We start from the raw sequence: 15,549 nt of genomic DNA on the forward strand, positions 1-15,549 counted from the left end.
ATAAAAAATATGATTAGATTTATGGTGCAGCGCTACAAAACCCTCTGTTTATTGGCTCTGATTGGTGGTGGTTTCTGCATACAAGAACATGCGACTGCTCAAGTAACTGATCAATTAACAGAGAGTACGAGAGTTAGAGACTCTCTCCCTGCTGATAACTGGTCTTTTTGGCCAGATGATAACGATCAGCCTCCCCAAAGAACAGTTAGCGGCGCATCCCGTGGCAATTGCTCCGCCGATGACCTTGTGGCCCTAATGCCCTCATCCCAATATGGTATGACCAGTAAATCTCGTCCTGAAGTTTTAGTGGCAACGGCAGTGGAGTCCCCTAGAAAGGCTTTGTTTAGTATTCAGTCCACAGATGACTACTACTATGAAACCTATGTCGAGTTACCTGATACCTCGGGTATTGTGAGCCTGTCGTTACCGCCAGAGGCTCCTGAATTAGCTGCGGATGAGCTGTATCAGTGGTCGCTCATTCTCATGTGTAATGAGCGGTTACGGCCCGATAGTCCAGCGCTGCAGGGATGGATCAAGACTCACCCCCTGGAGAACACCCTGGCCAGGGCTAGCCTGGATCAAGCTACGGAGTATCGTAACGCCCATCTCTGGTACGACATGATTTCCCTACTGGCAGATTTACGCATCCAAGAGCCAAATAATCAAGATGTACATGATGCTTGGCATAGTATTTTAGATGTGACAAATCTAACAGATGTTGCCAATGAGCCTATTCTGAATTAAATGTATGCTCTATTGAGCGGGAACTATAGAAAAGACTCTCGGGCATCGGAAAATAAATATGTTGCGGTTGAGATGGCAAATTCGCAAATTAGGAGGAATTTTAGCCGTTTCATGGGGCATTTCTGTACTGGTAATTGCTATTAGTTCTACAGGAGTTTTACAGTCTCTAGAGTGGTTTGCCTTTGATCGCTTTCTACGGTGGAAAGCCACCGATCAGACAGAATCAAGATTCCTCATTGTTACCCTAGGTGAAGAAGATCTTCGCGAGATCGGAGAATGGCCTATTTCTGATCAGAAAATGGCCGATTTGCTAACCACGATTCAGCAATATCAACCTCGCTTAATTGGCCTAGACATTTATCGGGATTTGCCGGTGGGTGAAGGCCGTGAAGAGCTCATCTCTTCTTTCAATGCTGTCTCCAATGTTATTGGTGTAGAAAAAGTGATTGGGGAGGCTGTTCCACCTGCCCCTGAACTTGACATGGAAAACCAGGTCGCCATGGCCGATTTGGTGGAAGATGATGATGGGCGTATTCGGCGGGGCTTGTTGGCGATTCAATGTAACAAAGAACGAAAGCTGTGTAAGCCTGAAGAGCATCAGCAACGGAAATATGGGTTAGCGACTAAGCTAGCTCTACTTTATTTGGAACAAGAAAACATCCATCCCCAGGTGCTAGAAGGTGATCGTCTACAGCTGGGGGATGCTGTTTTTCAACAATTTTCTCCGAATGATGGTGGGTATACCAATGCAGATGCCCACAGTACCCAAATACTGATTAATTACCCAGCGGGGCAATCATTCTTTGAATCTGTTTCAGTATCTGAAATCCTGGGCGGAAATGTTGCCCGTAGCAAGATTTACGATCGCATCATACTAATAGGTGCGACAGCTGTGAGTCTGAACGACTTGCTCTATACCCCAATGAGTTGGGATGAGAGACTCCCCGGGGTGTTTATCCATGCCCACATTGCTAGTCAACTGATTGCCAGTGCATTGGACGGTCGTCAACCCTTGCATGGAGCACCGCCCTGGATGAAGAGCAGCTGGTTATTGGTGGCAACCAGTTTGGCGACCCTGCTGGTGCATGAAATCATCAACCACAATGGGATTTATCAAAAAAAGAGTCTATTTTCACTCATACTATTTATTCCTTGCATCGGTGCTGGGATGGTGGGTATTGTCTATGGAGTTTTTCTGACGGGGCTATGGTTGCCCATAGCGGCTCCATTGCTTTCCACATCCTTGTCGTCTACGGTTTTACTGCTGAGACAAAATCAACAGTTACAGGGACTAGCTTCCCTAGATGGGTTAACGCGAATTGCTAATCGTCGTTCCTTTGATGCCTATTTGCAACGCTGTATCAATCAGCAAACACCGGTTTCCCTGGTGATCTGCGATGTCGATTACTTTAAGCGGTATAACGATACCTATGGTCATCAAGAAGGCGATAAATGTCTAATATCAGTGGCTAAGACGCTGCAACAGGGGGTGCGTCGCAACGATTTTGTTGCCCGCTATGGGGGGGAAGAATTTGTGATTGTGCTGCCTAACGCTGAACTTTCCATGGCCTACGAAGTGCTGGGGAATATTCAACAGCAAATTTCTAAGCTGAATATTCCCCATGTGGCTTCTGATGTGAGTAGTCATGTCACCTTAAGTTTTGGTGTTATTTCCCTGAGTGATCTGAAGGAGGCGACGTCTAAGTCGTTAGTTGAGCAGGCGGATAAGGCGTTGTACCAAGCAAAGCGTCAGGGGCGCAACCAGATTGCGACTTTGTCATAAACGGTGATTATCAGTTTTGGGATAGTTCGATATACTGGATGCCTATAAAACCATTGGAAATCAGCCGATGAAGTCGTGTAGCTCGAAAATATACGGCCCATATGCTCGTGCATCCCTATCGTCCCTTTAAATATCCTGACAATTGTCTCTGCCTCCCCCTAGCAAATCGATCAAGGAAGAACTTCCCAAACCACCGTCGGCAGACTATGGCCCCATCGTCATTACGATTTTGATGTTTCTTGGGGTTATTGGTGTGCTGTTTTACTGGCGGTCACCACAATTATATTGGCCCTACACATTGCCTCGGTTTGACTTCAACCCATCTAAAATCCTGGGTTTGGGGTCAGCCGATTGGGTTGAAACGCCCTTGCCTTTGGAGATGGCTGGGGGAGACCCCCATATTCGTGCCTTGATGCGGACAATTTCAGCCAGTGAATCCAATATGGATCAGCCCTACCACTTGCTGTATGGGGGTAAAACTATTCCGTCCTTGAGCCATCATCCAGATACCTGTGTACCGATTGAAACTGGTCCAAATCTGGGGGATTGCACCACGGCAGCCGGGCGCTATCAGTTTTTAACAACAACCTGGCAGCAGATGGCTGAGCAATATCATCCGTCTCCCCCCGGCTGGTTTGAGTTTTGGCAGCCCTATGATTTTTCGCCAGAATCTCAAGATATTGTTGTTTATCGATGGCTGTTGGATCAGGATGCGTGGGGAGTCGATATTGATCAACAATTGAAGACTGGTGACGTTACCCAAGTGTTGGAGTTGCTGTCGGGGACTTGGACGAGCCTTGGCTATGGGATTGAAGATAACAGTATGTCGCAGCACCTGCCCCGTGTTTACAGCGATATGTTACAAGAAGAACTGGCTCAATAATCTTTTTTGTGCCGTGTGTATTTAGCTGCTAAGCAGCAGCGGTTGTTCTAAACGGTGGAGAGCTGCTGATTGGCTACCTTGGCAATGGCTTGTTGTAGCTGTTGTCGTTTGGCGGCGACTTGTCCCGATTGTAATAACTGTTGGGTTTGGTAAAATCCTTCTACCAGGTGTGGTACGGCCCCTGCCCGCCATAGATAAAAGCCGCTGTTCCAAATGACAGAACGGGTTAATTCTTGGTGTGAGTCCCCTGCGAGAGTCGATTCTAGGCTTTCGGCTAGGTTGTCTACTAAGGGGGTGTCGGGACCGTCGAACCCATAGTCTCTTGGGTGTAACAGTAGCCGCTCGAAGGTGGGTTGGTCGTTAGTGAGGCTACCCATGCCGATGATGGCTGTGCGACTGCGGGGTAAATCGCAGCTGCCTTCTACTCCCTTTACGGTGGTAAATGGAGCCGTGTTGCGTAGTTCGTAGGTTGCTTGGGTACGGGTTTCTGTCGGTGGGTGAACGTAGCTGCTGACGACATGCATGGGACCCTGGCCGGGTGCCCACATTAACTCTATGGTGGCGAGTGTTGGTCGCTTCCCGATTTGGTCTCGATAGGGGACTAAGCTATGGGCTGCGGGAAAATGTTGGGGCATATATAGGAAGCCCACTCGGGTGAGGTCAAACACTTGCTGTGTTTGCTCTAGGGTTAGTGTTTGCCACGCAATGCCTAGGGCTTGCCAAACTTCGATCAGGGGGAGTCCCATTTTGGTGGGCATGCGATCGCCCCCATGGAGAATCGCGGGCACACCGGCTGTGGCTAGGACAAGCGCCGTTAGGGGGGTGATCGGCGTATGGCGGCGGCGGCCATCGTAGGGCGTATTGAGCACCATGGCGGGGTAGGCGCTATTGGCAGGAACGGTTAAGCGCCCTCCCATTTGGTCGTAACAATCTAGCATGCCGGCCAATTCTGGAATGGTGGGCCGCTTGATGCGCTGGGCAATCATAAAGGCACCAATTTGGGCCGGTGTTGCCGTTTGTTCTAGCATCATCCGCGTTGCTAGGGCCGATTCTTCTCGGCTTAAATCTTGAGATGTGTGGGTGCCGCTACCGACCTTTTTCAGCAGATCTCGAAAAACATTGCTCATGACAATACATGCTCGTTCAAAGCCATTAGACGGGGCAAATCACTCAACTGACTAACGCTATCATCGGCCAATTGTTTCACCATGTCGCAAAACTGGCGCACCGGGGGTAGGCGTAGGCGATCTTGGGTGGTGACCATGACGACCTGGCGAGTGAGGACAGGGGCGGCTGTGCTGCGAACAGCCAGACCAGGGTCGCGACGACTTTCAGCTAGGGCAGACTGGGGCAGCAGGGCAATCATTTTTCCCTGACGGACAACTCCCCGGAAGGCGTCTAGCGTATTTAACTCTAACGCCATTTTGAGTTCTGTTTCGGGCAGTTGGGACTGCACTAGGCGCTGCATTCCGTAGCCATCTTTGAACACCACATGGGGATAGCGAGCGATTTCAGCCCAGGGGGCGGGGCTATAGTTGGCCAGGGGATGGTCGGCGGCCATTAAAACTTCCACATGGTCTTCGTACAGGGGGGTAACCGCCATTTCTTGGGAGCTGGTCAGCATCGGGTTGTGCATGACAATGGCAATATCCACTAGGCCATCGCGGAGCACTTTTAAGGAGCGATCGCTACCCAGGGCCGTTACCCGTAGCTGTACCTGGGGATAACGCTGGCAAAACTGAGTGATGATGGGCGGTAGAAAGTGGGAGCACACCGACTGAATCCCGGCGACGCACAATTCAGGTTGCCGCCCCTCTAGCAGGTCGGTAATCTCGCTGGTGGCTTGCTTCCATTCCTGACAAATGCGGCGGGCCCTGGGTAATAAACGTTCACCACCGATGGTGAGTTTTGCCTGGGACGTGCGGTGAAATAGGGGCATGCCCAAATCGTCCTCTAATCCTCGAATTTGTCGACTGACGGTGGATTGGGTAATGCCACAGCGACGGGCGGCGGCTTGAAAGCTACCGGTTTCGGCAATTGCGAGGAATGCTTGTAGCTGCTCTATGCGCATAGATTAGTGAACGTTGAGGGTATACAGACGCCAAAAATGGACAATATCCGTACAGACCACTCTAGGTATTATGGATTTCCTTTTTGGTGTGTCTGGCTACCGGCAGAAGGTCGACTGATATAACTATTCCTAAATTTTTCGAAAATGTATGGAGATGCAGGTTCGATACAACCAAGGGTATCGAACGTTCAAAAACAATTATCAACCTTCTCAGGCAAGAAAAAACTCTGGCGTTACTGATCCTGGGCATGATTTTATGTGTCATATCCAGACAATGATCCAACCCTGCGGATCGTTTCAGTTTCTAAATCAGCGATGGCAGCATTTTTTCTAAAAGCGCCAGTTTCCAATACTTTTATGGCCTGTACTCAAAAAATCAAATCTAGCCTTTGCTGACCTAGGCAAACAAAATGGCTGCCAAATCATTCCTTAAACAGACATTTGGGCAACAACCTTTTTGTCGAAATCAGCGATGTTCAGCTAACTAAAATAAACGTTGTTTTAATAATTACTTAATCTTATAGGTTCCAGTCCGTGGTGACTAGGGGAAAATAAAAGGTGGTTAGGGGAAATAAAATCACCCAAACTAGTTACCAAAATTGAAGCACGTTGGCCTTATGGTCTGGGAAGTTGTCTAGGTATTGGTGCACCCGTTCAGCACTGAGGTTGGGGTCTAGGCGTTTGAGCGCGGCGATTGTATGGATGGGAATGATGTCGGCGGTGTGGGTCAGTAGGGGCAGCAGGGCTTCGAAGGCGTCGGGCTGGGCTAAATTGGCCAAGGCCATAATGATGGCTTGAACCACGGCCAATGTATGGGGTGGACTGGCTAAATAGGCAATCAGGCTGTGGCTGCTGGTTTCCTGGTTGATGGGGCTGTCCCCCAGGATGTGGATAATGGCCACCAGCAGCTGATTTAGTTCTTCGGTGGTCAGGGTGTCTAGGGGGGCTTTGGGGTTGGCAAATGCTTGCAGCGACTGGGTCAGCGCGTCGTAGGCCCGTTGGGGCGCTTGGTTAAGGGCATGGGACTGTGCCGCATCAGCACTGGCCTTGTCGCAACACCAGGCTAGGGCCCGAAGAATGTCCAGGCGTAGCACTAGGGGGGTGTTGGCTGATAGCAGCAGCTGGTGCAGTGTGTCGACCATGTCCCCTGCACCTAGACGGCCCAAGGCTAGGGCGGCTTGGCGGCATACGGTGACGTCGAGGTCCCATAGGAGGGGCTTTAGCCGTTGGCTGAGTTGGCAATCTGTGTATAGATCGTGGCGACGACCGAGGGCCATGACAGCGGCCTTGCGCACGGAGGCGGCTGGGTCTTTTAGGGCGTCTATTAATACTGGGGTGACGATGGGGTTGTGAAAACTGCCCAGGGCGTCAATGGCGTAGTAGCGCACGGTGGCATCTTCATCTTTGGTGATGGACACCATGGCGGGAATGATGCTGTTGGAGCGGATTTGGTTGAGGGCTTTGGCCGCCAGGAGGCGCTGTTCTGATGTTTTGAGCAACTGGGTGAGCACATCAACGGCCATGGGGCCCATGGCGGCCAAGGTTTCAATGGCAAAGTTGCTGAGCTCGGTGGCTTGTTCTGCCGTGCGTTGTTGGACCTGACAGGCCGGACCGATTTGAGCTGCAATGGCCTGAATGACTTGGGGGTCGGGAAAGCTACCTAGGGCACGAATGGTAAACCAGTGGGTTTCTGCATCGGCGGTGGGGTCGTGGAGTAGCTGCAAGAGCGGCGCGATCGCACCTTTGCCTTCCTTGACAATCAGCTTCGAACTATTCCATTTCTCCTTAAAGTCACCGGTTTTGAAAGACTGCCAATAGTCCCCAGAAGGACTGGTGGGCTGTGAATATTCTGTGCCCTTAAAACCCCTAGCTGGTGGCATATGTGCACTCCATGCAAATCTTTCCCATTATTCCGCGAAAGTGGTTGGTGCGGGGAACGTGAATGCGTAATTTCATATCAAAAATGTAAATCTTGCATGCTCTAAAGAGAGTTCACCCTAAGGGGTAGGGTGCCCCGTTTTGTCTTTTCCCATATCTGTAAGCATTTTAAAATATTGTCGTGGCCATGAACCCTGGCAGAACCAAGTGGACGGTGTCTTTAGCAACAGATCGCTAAGAGAGTTTACTCCAGGGGGACACGATTTAAGTGGTATGCTAATTTTGCATTTAGCTTATGCGCTAATCGTATTTCTCTGGGCAAACAGTAATGTTGTATACAAAAAAAGCCTGTGGATATGAATATTCTTACATTAACTCGATAGCAAGCGAGCTAAATGAACTCCTGAAGCGGTTCCTTATAAGTGTGTCTAGCGGGGCAAAATCTTAGATTCTAAGGAATCTTGATTCTTTGCTCCCGTTTTTTTTGGCTTAAAAGAGGCTGTTCAGGTTTGCACCCGTGGTAGCAACATCACAGGTGTTTTATGTTAATCAGTTTGGGAGTGCTGCTGTGGTGACCGCATCCACTACTAAGAAAAAAGTAAAAATAAATAAGTTTGAAAAATATAAGGCCGAAAAAGACGGTTTAGCGGTCAAGGACGAACTCAAAAAGTTTGCCGAGATGGGATGGGAGGCTGTTGATGAGACCGACCTAACCCAGCGCCTTAAGTGGCTAGGCATTTTCTTTCGGCCGGTCACTCCAGGCAAGTTTATGCTGCGCTTGCGCATGCCCCACGGGCTAATCTCTTCTCAGCAGATGCGTGTTTTAGCCGACGTTGTTCAACGCTACGGAGACGACGGTAGTGCAGATATTACAACGCGTCAAAATTTACAACTGCGGGGTGTGCATTTAGAAGATATTCCGGACATCTTTGACAAGATGCATGCCGTGGGCCTGACGTCTATGCAGTCGGGTATGGACAATGTGCGCAACATTACGGGCTCGCCGGTGGCCGGTTTGGATAGCAAAGAGCTGATTGACACCCGGGAATTGGTGCAAGCGGTGCAGGACATGATTACCAACGGTGGAGAAGGTAATTATGATTTTACGAACCTGCCGCGCAAATTTAACATTGCCTTGGAAGGTAGTACCGACAATTCAGTGCATGCCGAAATCAACGACATTGCCTTTGTCCCAGCCTATAAGGATGGCCGCTTAGGGTTCAACGTGTTGGTGGGGGGATTTTTCTCCTCAACTCGCTGTGCGGCGGCAATTCCCTTAGGGGTTTGGGTACCCCCCGAGGAAGAGGATGTTGTTGAAGTATGTCGCGCTATTTTAACGGTGTATCGCGATAATGGTTCCCGTGGCAATCGTCAAAAGACCCGTTTGATGTGGTTGATTGATGAGTGGGGGATGGAGAAATTCCGCGCCGAAGTTGAGCAGAGTGTGGGTAAACCCCTGGCACAAGCGGCGGCTGAGGATGCATTAGATTCGGACAAGCGAGATCACGTTGGGGTTTTTCAGCAGAAACAAGAAGGGCTGAACTATGTTGGTTTGCATGTGCCGGTGGGTCGCCTGAAGGCTGACCAAATGATGGATCTAGCCCGCGTGGCGGAGGTATACGGCAGTGGCGATCTGCGGTTGACGGTGGAACAGAACGTGATTGTGGCCAATGTTCCTGATAATCGTCTGGCGATCTTTTTATCGGAGGCCATCGTTCAGACATTTCCGATTCAGCCTTCCACCCTTGTGCGTTCCCTCGTGTCCTGTACCGGTGCGCAGTTTTGTAAGTTTGCGTTAGTGGAAACTAAGATGCAGTCCCTGGCTTTGGCTAGGCGTTTGGATGCGGAAGTGGATTTGCCGGAGCCGGTGCGGATGCATTGGACCGGTTGCCCCAACTCCTGTGGCCAACCCCAGGTGGCGCAGATCGGCATGATGGGTACCAAGGCCCGCAAGAATGGCAAAATGGTGCCTGCGGTGGATATTTACATGGGCGGTACCGTGGGTAAGGATGCCCATTTGGGCGAGCGGGTGATGCAGAAGGTGCCCTGTGAAGACTTGCCCGGTGTGGTGCGTAACCTGCTGACCGAGAACTTTGGCGCCACCCTGAAACCCGGTGTGGTGATTGAAGCAGAGGCCACCGATGGTGAGGAGGATGCGCCAGCGGCAGCGCCCAAAGAGAAGACATCTGCCGTGGTGGTGTTTGCGAAATCGGGTAAGGAAATTAACTGTGATGACAGTCAGCCCATTCTTGCGATCGCAGAACAGGCTGGGGTGGACATTGAAAGTAGCTGTCAATCGGGTACCTGCGGAGCCTGTAAGCTGCCATTGCTAGAGGGCAAAGTGCGATATGAAGGTGATCCAGCGGCGTTAGACGCAGGCGAAACCGGCTCCGTTTTAACCTGTATTGGTCATCCAGAAGGTCGCGTCGTCATTGACGTTTAGGTCCTAGGCGCCTTGCCCTAGACGGTCCAAAACATGCATACAACCCTCCTCAGTAGGATGGACTGCTGAGGAGTTTTTTATTGGGGCGTTGCGCTTTACTCCTGGGGCTGATTTTATGGGTGGCCACAGGGCTTCCCAACGCCAAATTCAACCCTGACTTGTCAATGCAAATAACGCATAAAGAGTATGCGAAAAAACGGTAAGCCTTGAACTGCGGTGAGCAATGCTACAGAATGCCCCCCTGACAGCCGGGCATCATAGAAATAACTCAGCTCACTATTTCATAATGGATAACTTAAAAACCTTAATTATTCCCGGTTTCATCGGATTGGCTGCGGGCGTTGCCCACGGTCTTATCTCCCACCATGCTGAGTTGCCCATGTCTTTAACCGAGCAGCTAGTGGACGTATTCTTACCTGCCGAAACCGTTAGCTATCATTTCGAAGACTAAATTTCGTAAACAGTAGTGTGCGCTACAGAATAACTGTGGGATGCTTGAACTGTCGTTATAGTTCAGGGTTACTTTTATGACATCCCAAACCCGTGCACTTTCTAGCCAAACCTCTAGCCTAGACAAGGCCGTAATGGCTTCTTTAGCCGCACTAGCGATGTTTGTTGCTGGTTATACTGTAGTGCGAGTCTCCCTAGCTCAGCCAGTTGCTAGCAATGCAGATGCGGCTGACATCGTAATTCCCCACGAAGCCGAACTGTGGGCTGATTTAGCTGAATAGGTTGTTCTTGATTTAGCTAAGTTTTTTAAATGTCAAGTTGTCGCGTTTAACTGTGTAGGCGACCCTTGGCTAATAAGCAATGCATTTGATAAAAGAGTTGCCCCTGGGTACCCAGGGGCAACTCTTTTAGGTTTGTGCCTACTGGTTTTGTGCTGATTGCGCTGCGGCGGCATTAGCAGAACCCAAGAAACTACTTCACGGGGTAAGCCTGAAAGGCTTGTTAAAGCATGATCTAAATGGGCAGGGCATGGCTTTAATTTTTCACGAGCCCTTGCAGCGCTCAATTCAAGGGAACTTAATATCGCTGTTTTAATTCATATGCTTGGGTACGGCTGATCATGCCGTTGATTCTTGCAAGGCACTTCGATTTTTTATGCAAGAATCGAATTTAAGTATGCAAAATAAGAATTTTTCCTGGCTAACGGTATCAGTAAATACTTTTCTGTCTGTTGCTCACCGATAAAGTTACTCCATGGTGAATTCATGCAATATTCGCATTGTTTATAGAGTAACTTTTGCTGGTCTTATATATCCAATAAAGACCTTTAATAACAGCTCTTTAGGCAATGGATAAAGTGAATTTCACTGGCGAATTTTCATCGTATTGTTGAGTCCCTTGCGGACGGCAATGCATGAACATTTTCAACTTGATCTGTGATTAGGGTTGAATTTCAAGAGAGTGTTTGTCTGTTTATGGGAATAGCGTAAATGCTAGGAGAGTTGTTTACTAAGGCCACTCAGGGCAGGTATAAGATCTTGCACTTAACCTGGTTTGCCTTTTTCCTGTCGTTTGTGGTGTGGTTTAACTATCCACCATTCAAAACGACAATTGTTCAAGAATTTGGCTTGACCCCTGCTCAAGCCGGTACGATCGGTCTTTGTAACGTTGCCTTGACGGTGCCTGCACGTATCATAATTGGTATGTTGTTAGACCGGTTTGGTCCTCGTTTAACCTATTCAGTATTGCTAATTTACGCAGCAATACCTTGTATTATCTTTGCCTCTGCGCAGAGCTTCAATCAGCTTGTGATTGGTCGCTTGCTCATGGGTATTGTGGGTGCAGGTTTTGTAATTGGTATCCGCATGACGGCGGAGTGGTTCCCCCCGAAGGAAGTGGGAACTGCGGAAGGTATTTACGGTGGTTGGGGTAACTTCGGTTCCGCTTTCTCCGCCTTCACCATGGTTATCTTTGGTGTTGCCCTAACCTTCTTGCCCGGTGCATTCAACTTCGGTGAGCCCCAAACTTTCAAAATTCTCTTCTTCCCTGCTTTTGATACAGCAGTGCTGAACTGGAGAATGGCCATTGCCGGTAGTGGTATTGTTGCTGCCCTTTACGGTGCTTTCTACTACTTCAACGTAACAGATACACCCCCTGGTAAGGTTTACAGTCGACCCAAGAGTACTCGCGGTCTAGAAGTTACCACTAAGCGCGACTTCTGGTTCCTGATGCTGATGAATGTGCCTCTAACTGGCATTTTGATGGTGTTGGCTTGGCGTTTGAAGCGGGTACAGTTTCTGTCCACTGGGGCAATGTATCTTGCCTTCCTGGTGTTGATTGGTCTGTATCTGTTCCAGGCATACAACTGTTGGAGTGTTAACAAAGATCTGTTATCAGGTCGGAAGGTTTATTCCGCAGAAGACCGTTATCGTTTCAAGCAGGTTGCGATTCTTGAGCTTACCTACATTGTAAACTTTGGTTCCGAGCTGGCTGTAGTAACCATTCTGCCCGCCTTCTTCGAAGGTACGTTTGGCTTAGATAAGGCAACGGCAGGTATCATCGCGTCCAGCTACGCGTTTATGAACCTGATGTCTCGTCCTGGTGGCGGTATCATCTCTGACAAGATGGGTAGCCGTAAGTGGACCATGGTGGTTCTGACTGCCGGTATGGGTATTGGCTATCTATTAATGAGTACTGTTAATAGCAGTTGGCCTCTACCGTTAGCCGTCATCTTGACCATGGCTTGTTCCTTCTTTGTACAGTCTTCTGAAGGTTCTACCTTTGCGATTGTGCCTTTAGTTAAGCGTCGCGTAACGGGTCAGATTGCTGGTAACGTCGGTGCCTACGGTAACGTTGGTGCGGTGGCTTACCTAACAACTCGCCTATTGCTAGTGGACGTAGCTACCTCATCAGCAGGTGGCGGCGATCCAAACATGGCTTGGGTTAACGCTAGTTTCTTCCAAGTATTAGGAATAGCGGGTCTGGTGGTAGCCTTTATCTGCATCTTCTTCTTGGATGAGCCCAAGGGTTCCTTCGCTGAAGCCCATGAAGGAGAGGATGTTACTGTTGCCGATCCCTCCTACGCTGGCTAGATATTGATTGGTCATTGACCGATTAAATGTCATCAACTCAACAGATTTGGGGGGCCATACGCGCTCCCCTTTTCTGTCTAAGGGCTTGTTAAAAATAAAAAACATGGCCCTGCTCCTTGAAGCCATTGATTTACAAGCCTTTCAGGACTGGCCGTGCAGTAGTATTTCTAACTGAGCCGAAGGAAAGAGTTTATAAAGTTTACCCATTGATCTTGAGTTATTGGTCCATTGTCTTTATAGGATCAGAAAAGAGTCTCCCAAGGCTGTGACAAAGTGGAATAGCTTCGCTACAGTAAAAAGGTGAAATGAGTACAAATACTCATGAATGCCTGTCGCGCAGTAGATATATCAGTAATTTAATTACTTCAACTTTTATAAGGCCTATTTTTTTGTGGATGGAGGATGCAATCTATGACCGATACATCAAAAACACTTTGTCCTTACTGTGGTGTTGGATGTGGTCTGGAGGTCCTGCCCCCTGCTCGTCCGGGGCGTCCGGTAAATCGAGATGAGCATGGTAATCCGGTGTGGCAGGCTCGGGGCGATCGCAACCACCCATCGAGCAAGGGTCAGGTTTGCATTAAAGGCGGCACCGTTGGCGACTCATTAGATCGCAGTCGTTTGCTCTATCCCATGATGCGAGAATCTCTCGACCAGCCCCTGCGGCGAGTGTCCTGGGAAGATGCCCTCAGTCGCATCACCTACGAGATGCGTAAAACCCTAGAAGAAAAAGGGCCAGAAGGTATTGCCATGTATGGCTCTGGTCAGTTTCAAACCGAAGACTATTACACCGCCCAGAAGCTATTAAAAGGTTGTTTGGGCACCAATAACTTTGATGCCAACTCCCGGCTGTGCATGTCGTCAGCGGTGGCGGGCTACATCCAAAGCTTTGGTTCCGACGGTCCCCCCTGTTGCTACGACGACCTAGAACAAACCGACTGTGCCTTTCTCATTGGTACCAATACCGCCGATTGTCATCCCATCGTGTTCAATCGGCTGAAAAAGTATCACAAAAAGAATCGCAAGGTAAAAATGATTGTGGTGGATCCCCGCTACACCGATACCGCCAAAGCGGCCGACTTGCATCTGGCCATTAAGCCCGGCACCGACATTGCCCTGCTCAACGGGATCGCCCACTTATTGTTGCGCCACGGGTGGATTGATCCCGGCTTTATCGATTCTTGCACCGATGGCTTTAGCGACTATGCCCAGGTGGTCAAAAGCTATCCCCCCGAGCGGGTGACAGAAATCTGTGGGATCACCTTGAGCGAGCTCACCAAAGCTGCGGCCTGGTGGGGCAAATCCGAGCGGGTGCTGTCCATGTGGTCCATGGGCGTGAACCAGTCCACGGAAGGAACGGCCAAGTGTCGCACCATCATTAACCTGCATTTAATGACCGGCAACATCGGCAAGCCCGGTGCCGGTCCCTTTTCCTTGACCGGCCAGCCCAACGCCATGGGTGGCCGCGAGGCCGGTGGGTTGGCCCACATTTTGCCAGGGTATAGGCTGGTGAAAAATCCAGAGCACCGTCAGACCGTCGAAAAGGTATGGCAGGTACCCGAAAAGAGTATTTCCCCGGTGCCAGGTTTAGCCGCCTGGGATATGATGCTGGCCCTTGAGCGAGGGGATCTCGGCGTATTTTGGGTGGCGGCAACAAACCCGGCGGTGAGTATGCCAGATATTAAGCGCACCCAGGATGCCCTGCGAAAATCGCCCTTTACCATTTGTCAGGATGCATACTACCCAACTGAAACAGCGGCCTTTGCCCATGTAGTATTACCTGCCACCCAGTGGGGGGAGAAAACCGGGGTAATGACAAATTCTGAGCGGGTGGTGACCTACTGCCCTGCGTTTCGTAACCCGGTGGGTGAAGCCCGGGCCGATTGGGAGATTTTTGCCGAAGTTGGGCGGCGGCTGGGCTTTGAAAAACAATTTGCCCAGCGCACGTCGGCAGAAGTCTACGATGAGTTTATTTCCCTAACCGCCGGGCAACTGTGCGATGCCACGGGGCTGAGCCATGAACGGTTGGCAAAGGGGCCGATTCAGTGGCCTTGCCCAGCAGGGGAATCCGACGCCATTGCCCATGGCAAGCACGACAAGCGACTTTATACCGACTATCGCTTTGCCACACCCAATGGCCGGGCTAAATTCTGTGCGTTTCACATTAAGGGGTTGGCTGAACCCCCGGATGAGAATTTCCCATTCGTTTTAACCACGGGGCGTTTGTACGGGCACTGGCATACCCAGAGCCGTACGGGGCGGATCGAGCGAATTGTGAAAAAATATCCCGAGCCGTTGCTCGAAGTGAATCCCAAGGATGCCCAGCTGTTGGAGGTGCAGTCGGGGGACTGGGTGGAGGTGCGATCGCCCCGCAGTTTTGCCCAGATCAAGGTACTGGTAACCCAAAATATTACCCGTGGCACGGTGTTTATGCCCATGCACTGGGGATTTCTTTGGGGGGACAACATGGAGGTGAACGCCTTGACCCACCCAGAGGTCTGTCCGATTTCGTTGGAGCCGGAGCTAAAGGCCTGTGCGGTGCAGGTCACACCCATTGCCGCCCCCCAATCCGATGACGAAGCCACCGTGAAAACTCGATTTGAAGCGGTGCAAAAATTGGCAATGCGCGTTGAGGTGACGGTTTAGCGATCGCTGCTGAGCCTTGGCATAGATGGGGCAATCCCTGTTTCTATGGCCGGTGTAGGG

The 15,549-nt window shown here is 50.2% G+C and carries 11 protein-coding genes; 8 read left to right on the forward strand and 3 right to left on the reverse strand.

The window, feature by feature from the left end; translation table 11 throughout:
- The first annotated feature begins 21 nt into the window (after positions 1-21).
- The 3 genes from IXB28_RS05490 (at position 22) to IXB28_RS05500 (ending at position 3,410) form a co-directional block, all read left to right on the forward strand.
- Entirely contained in the window at positions 22-744 is a 723-nt protein-coding gene (locus tag IXB28_RS05490; protein ID WP_215617529.1) for a DUF928 domain-containing protein, read from the forward strand.
- Between the two features lie 58 nt (positions 745-802).
- A complete protein-coding gene (locus IXB28_RS05495; protein ID WP_215617530.1) occupies positions 803-2,527 on the forward strand; it encodes a CHASE2 domain-containing protein in 1,725 nt (574 codons plus the stop codon).
- A gap of 142 nt (positions 2,528-2,669) precedes the next feature.
- Entirely contained in the window at positions 2,670-3,410 is a 741-nt protein-coding gene (locus tag IXB28_RS05500; protein ID WP_246559623.1) for a glycoside hydrolase family 24 protein, read from the forward strand.
- 47 nt (positions 3,411-3,457) lie between these two features.
- Here IXB28_RS05500 and IXB28_RS05505 read toward each other — a convergent pair whose 3' ends face one another.
- The 3 genes from IXB28_RS05505 to IXB28_RS05515 form a co-directional block, all read right to left on the reverse strand.
- Positions 3,458-4,537 carry an anthranilate phosphoribosyltransferase family protein gene (locus IXB28_RS05505; protein WP_215617531.1) on the reverse strand — a complete coding sequence of 360 codons (1,080 nt, stop codon included), beginning with the start codon at positions 4,535-4,537 and terminating at the stop codon, positions 3,458-3,460.
- Complete coding sequence (locus tag IXB28_RS05510; RefSeq protein ID WP_215617532.1) at positions 4,534-5,481, reverse strand: LysR family transcriptional regulator; 948 nt, start codon at positions 5,479-5,481, stop codon at positions 4,534-4,536. Before IXB28_RS05510 ends, IXB28_RS05505 begins: the two co-directional genes overlap by 4 nt.
- Positions 5,482-6,071: 590 nt before the next feature.
- On the reverse strand, positions 6,072-7,361 hold the full coding sequence (locus tag IXB28_RS05515; RefSeq protein ID WP_215617533.1) for a HEAT repeat domain-containing protein: 1,290 nt from the start codon (positions 7,359-7,361) through the stop codon (positions 6,072-6,074).
- Between the two features lie 566 nt (positions 7,362-7,927).
- Between IXB28_RS05515 and IXB28_RS05520 the strand changes: the two genes are divergently transcribed.
- The 5 genes from IXB28_RS05520 (at position 7,928) to IXB28_RS05540 (ending at position 15,489) form a co-directional block, all read left to right on the forward strand.
- Complete coding sequence (locus IXB28_RS05520) at positions 7,928-9,802, forward strand: ferredoxin--nitrite reductase (RefSeq protein WP_215617923.1); 1,875 nt, start codon at positions 7,928-7,930, stop codon at positions 9,800-9,802.
- 286 nt (positions 9,803-10,088) lie between these two features.
- Entirely contained in the window at positions 10,089-10,253 is a 165-nt protein-coding gene (locus IXB28_RS05525) for a hypothetical protein (protein WP_215617534.1), read from the forward strand.
- Between the two features lie 76 nt (positions 10,254-10,329).
- A complete protein-coding gene (locus tag IXB28_RS05530; protein ID WP_215617535.1) occupies positions 10,330-10,533 on the forward strand; it encodes a hypothetical protein in 204 nt (67 codons plus the stop codon).
- A 708-nt stretch (positions 10,534-11,241) separates the two neighbouring features.
- Positions 11,242-12,843: an MFS transporter gene (locus IXB28_RS05535; RefSeq protein ID WP_215617536.1), complete on the forward strand. Its 1,602-nt coding sequence runs from the start codon at positions 11,242-11,244 to the stop codon at positions 12,841-12,843.
- A 411-nt stretch (positions 12,844-13,254) separates the two neighbouring features.
- On the forward strand, positions 13,255-15,489 hold the full coding sequence (locus tag IXB28_RS05540) for a molybdopterin oxidoreductase family protein (protein ID WP_215617537.1): 2,235 nt from the start codon (positions 13,255-13,257) through the stop codon (positions 15,487-15,489).
- Positions 15,490-15,549 lie beyond the last annotated feature (60 nt).

It is taken from the genome of Leptothoe kymatousa TAU-MAC 1615, assembly GCF_018739865.1.
GTDB classification, from domain to species: Bacteria; Cyanobacteriota; Cyanobacteriia; order Phormidesmidales; family Phormidesmidaceae; genus Leptothoe; species Leptothoe kymatousa.

What these genes read in the sequence shown, in the direction of transcription:
- IXB28_RS05515 (WP_215617533.1), bottom strand. Translation starts at nt 7,361, where the DNA reads ATGCCACCAGCTAGGGGTTTTAAGGGCACAGAATATTCACAGCCCACC.
- IXB28_RS05510 (WP_215617532.1), bottom strand. Translation starts at nt 5,481, where the DNA reads ATGCGCATAGAGCAGCTACAAGCATTCCTCGCAATTGCCGAAACCGGT.
- IXB28_RS05535 (WP_215617536.1), top strand. Translation starts at nt 11,242, where the DNA reads ATGCTAGGAGAGTTGTTTACTAAGGCCACTCAGGGCAGGTATAAGATC.
- IXB28_RS05525 (WP_215617534.1), top strand. Translation starts at nt 10,089, where the DNA reads ATGGATAACTTAAAAACCTTAATTATTCCCGGTTTCATCGGATTGGCT.
- IXB28_RS05530 (WP_215617535.1), top strand. Translation starts at nt 10,330, where the DNA reads ATGACATCCCAAACCCGTGCACTTTCTAGCCAAACCTCTAGCCTAGAC.
- IXB28_RS05540 (WP_215617537.1), top strand. Translation starts at nt 13,255, where the DNA reads ATGACCGATACATCAAAAACACTTTGTCCTTACTGTGGTGTTGGATGT.
- IXB28_RS05505 (WP_215617531.1), bottom strand. Translation starts at nt 4,537, where the DNA reads ATGAGCAATGTTTTTCGAGATCTGCTGAAAAAGGTCGGTAGCGGCACC.
- IXB28_RS05495 (WP_215617530.1), top strand. Translation starts at nt 803, where the DNA reads ATGTTGCGGTTGAGATGGCAAATTCGCAAATTAGGAGGAATTTTAGCC.
- IXB28_RS05490 (WP_215617529.1), top strand. Translation starts at nt 22, where the DNA reads ATGGTGCAGCGCTACAAAACCCTCTGTTTATTGGCTCTGATTGGTGGT.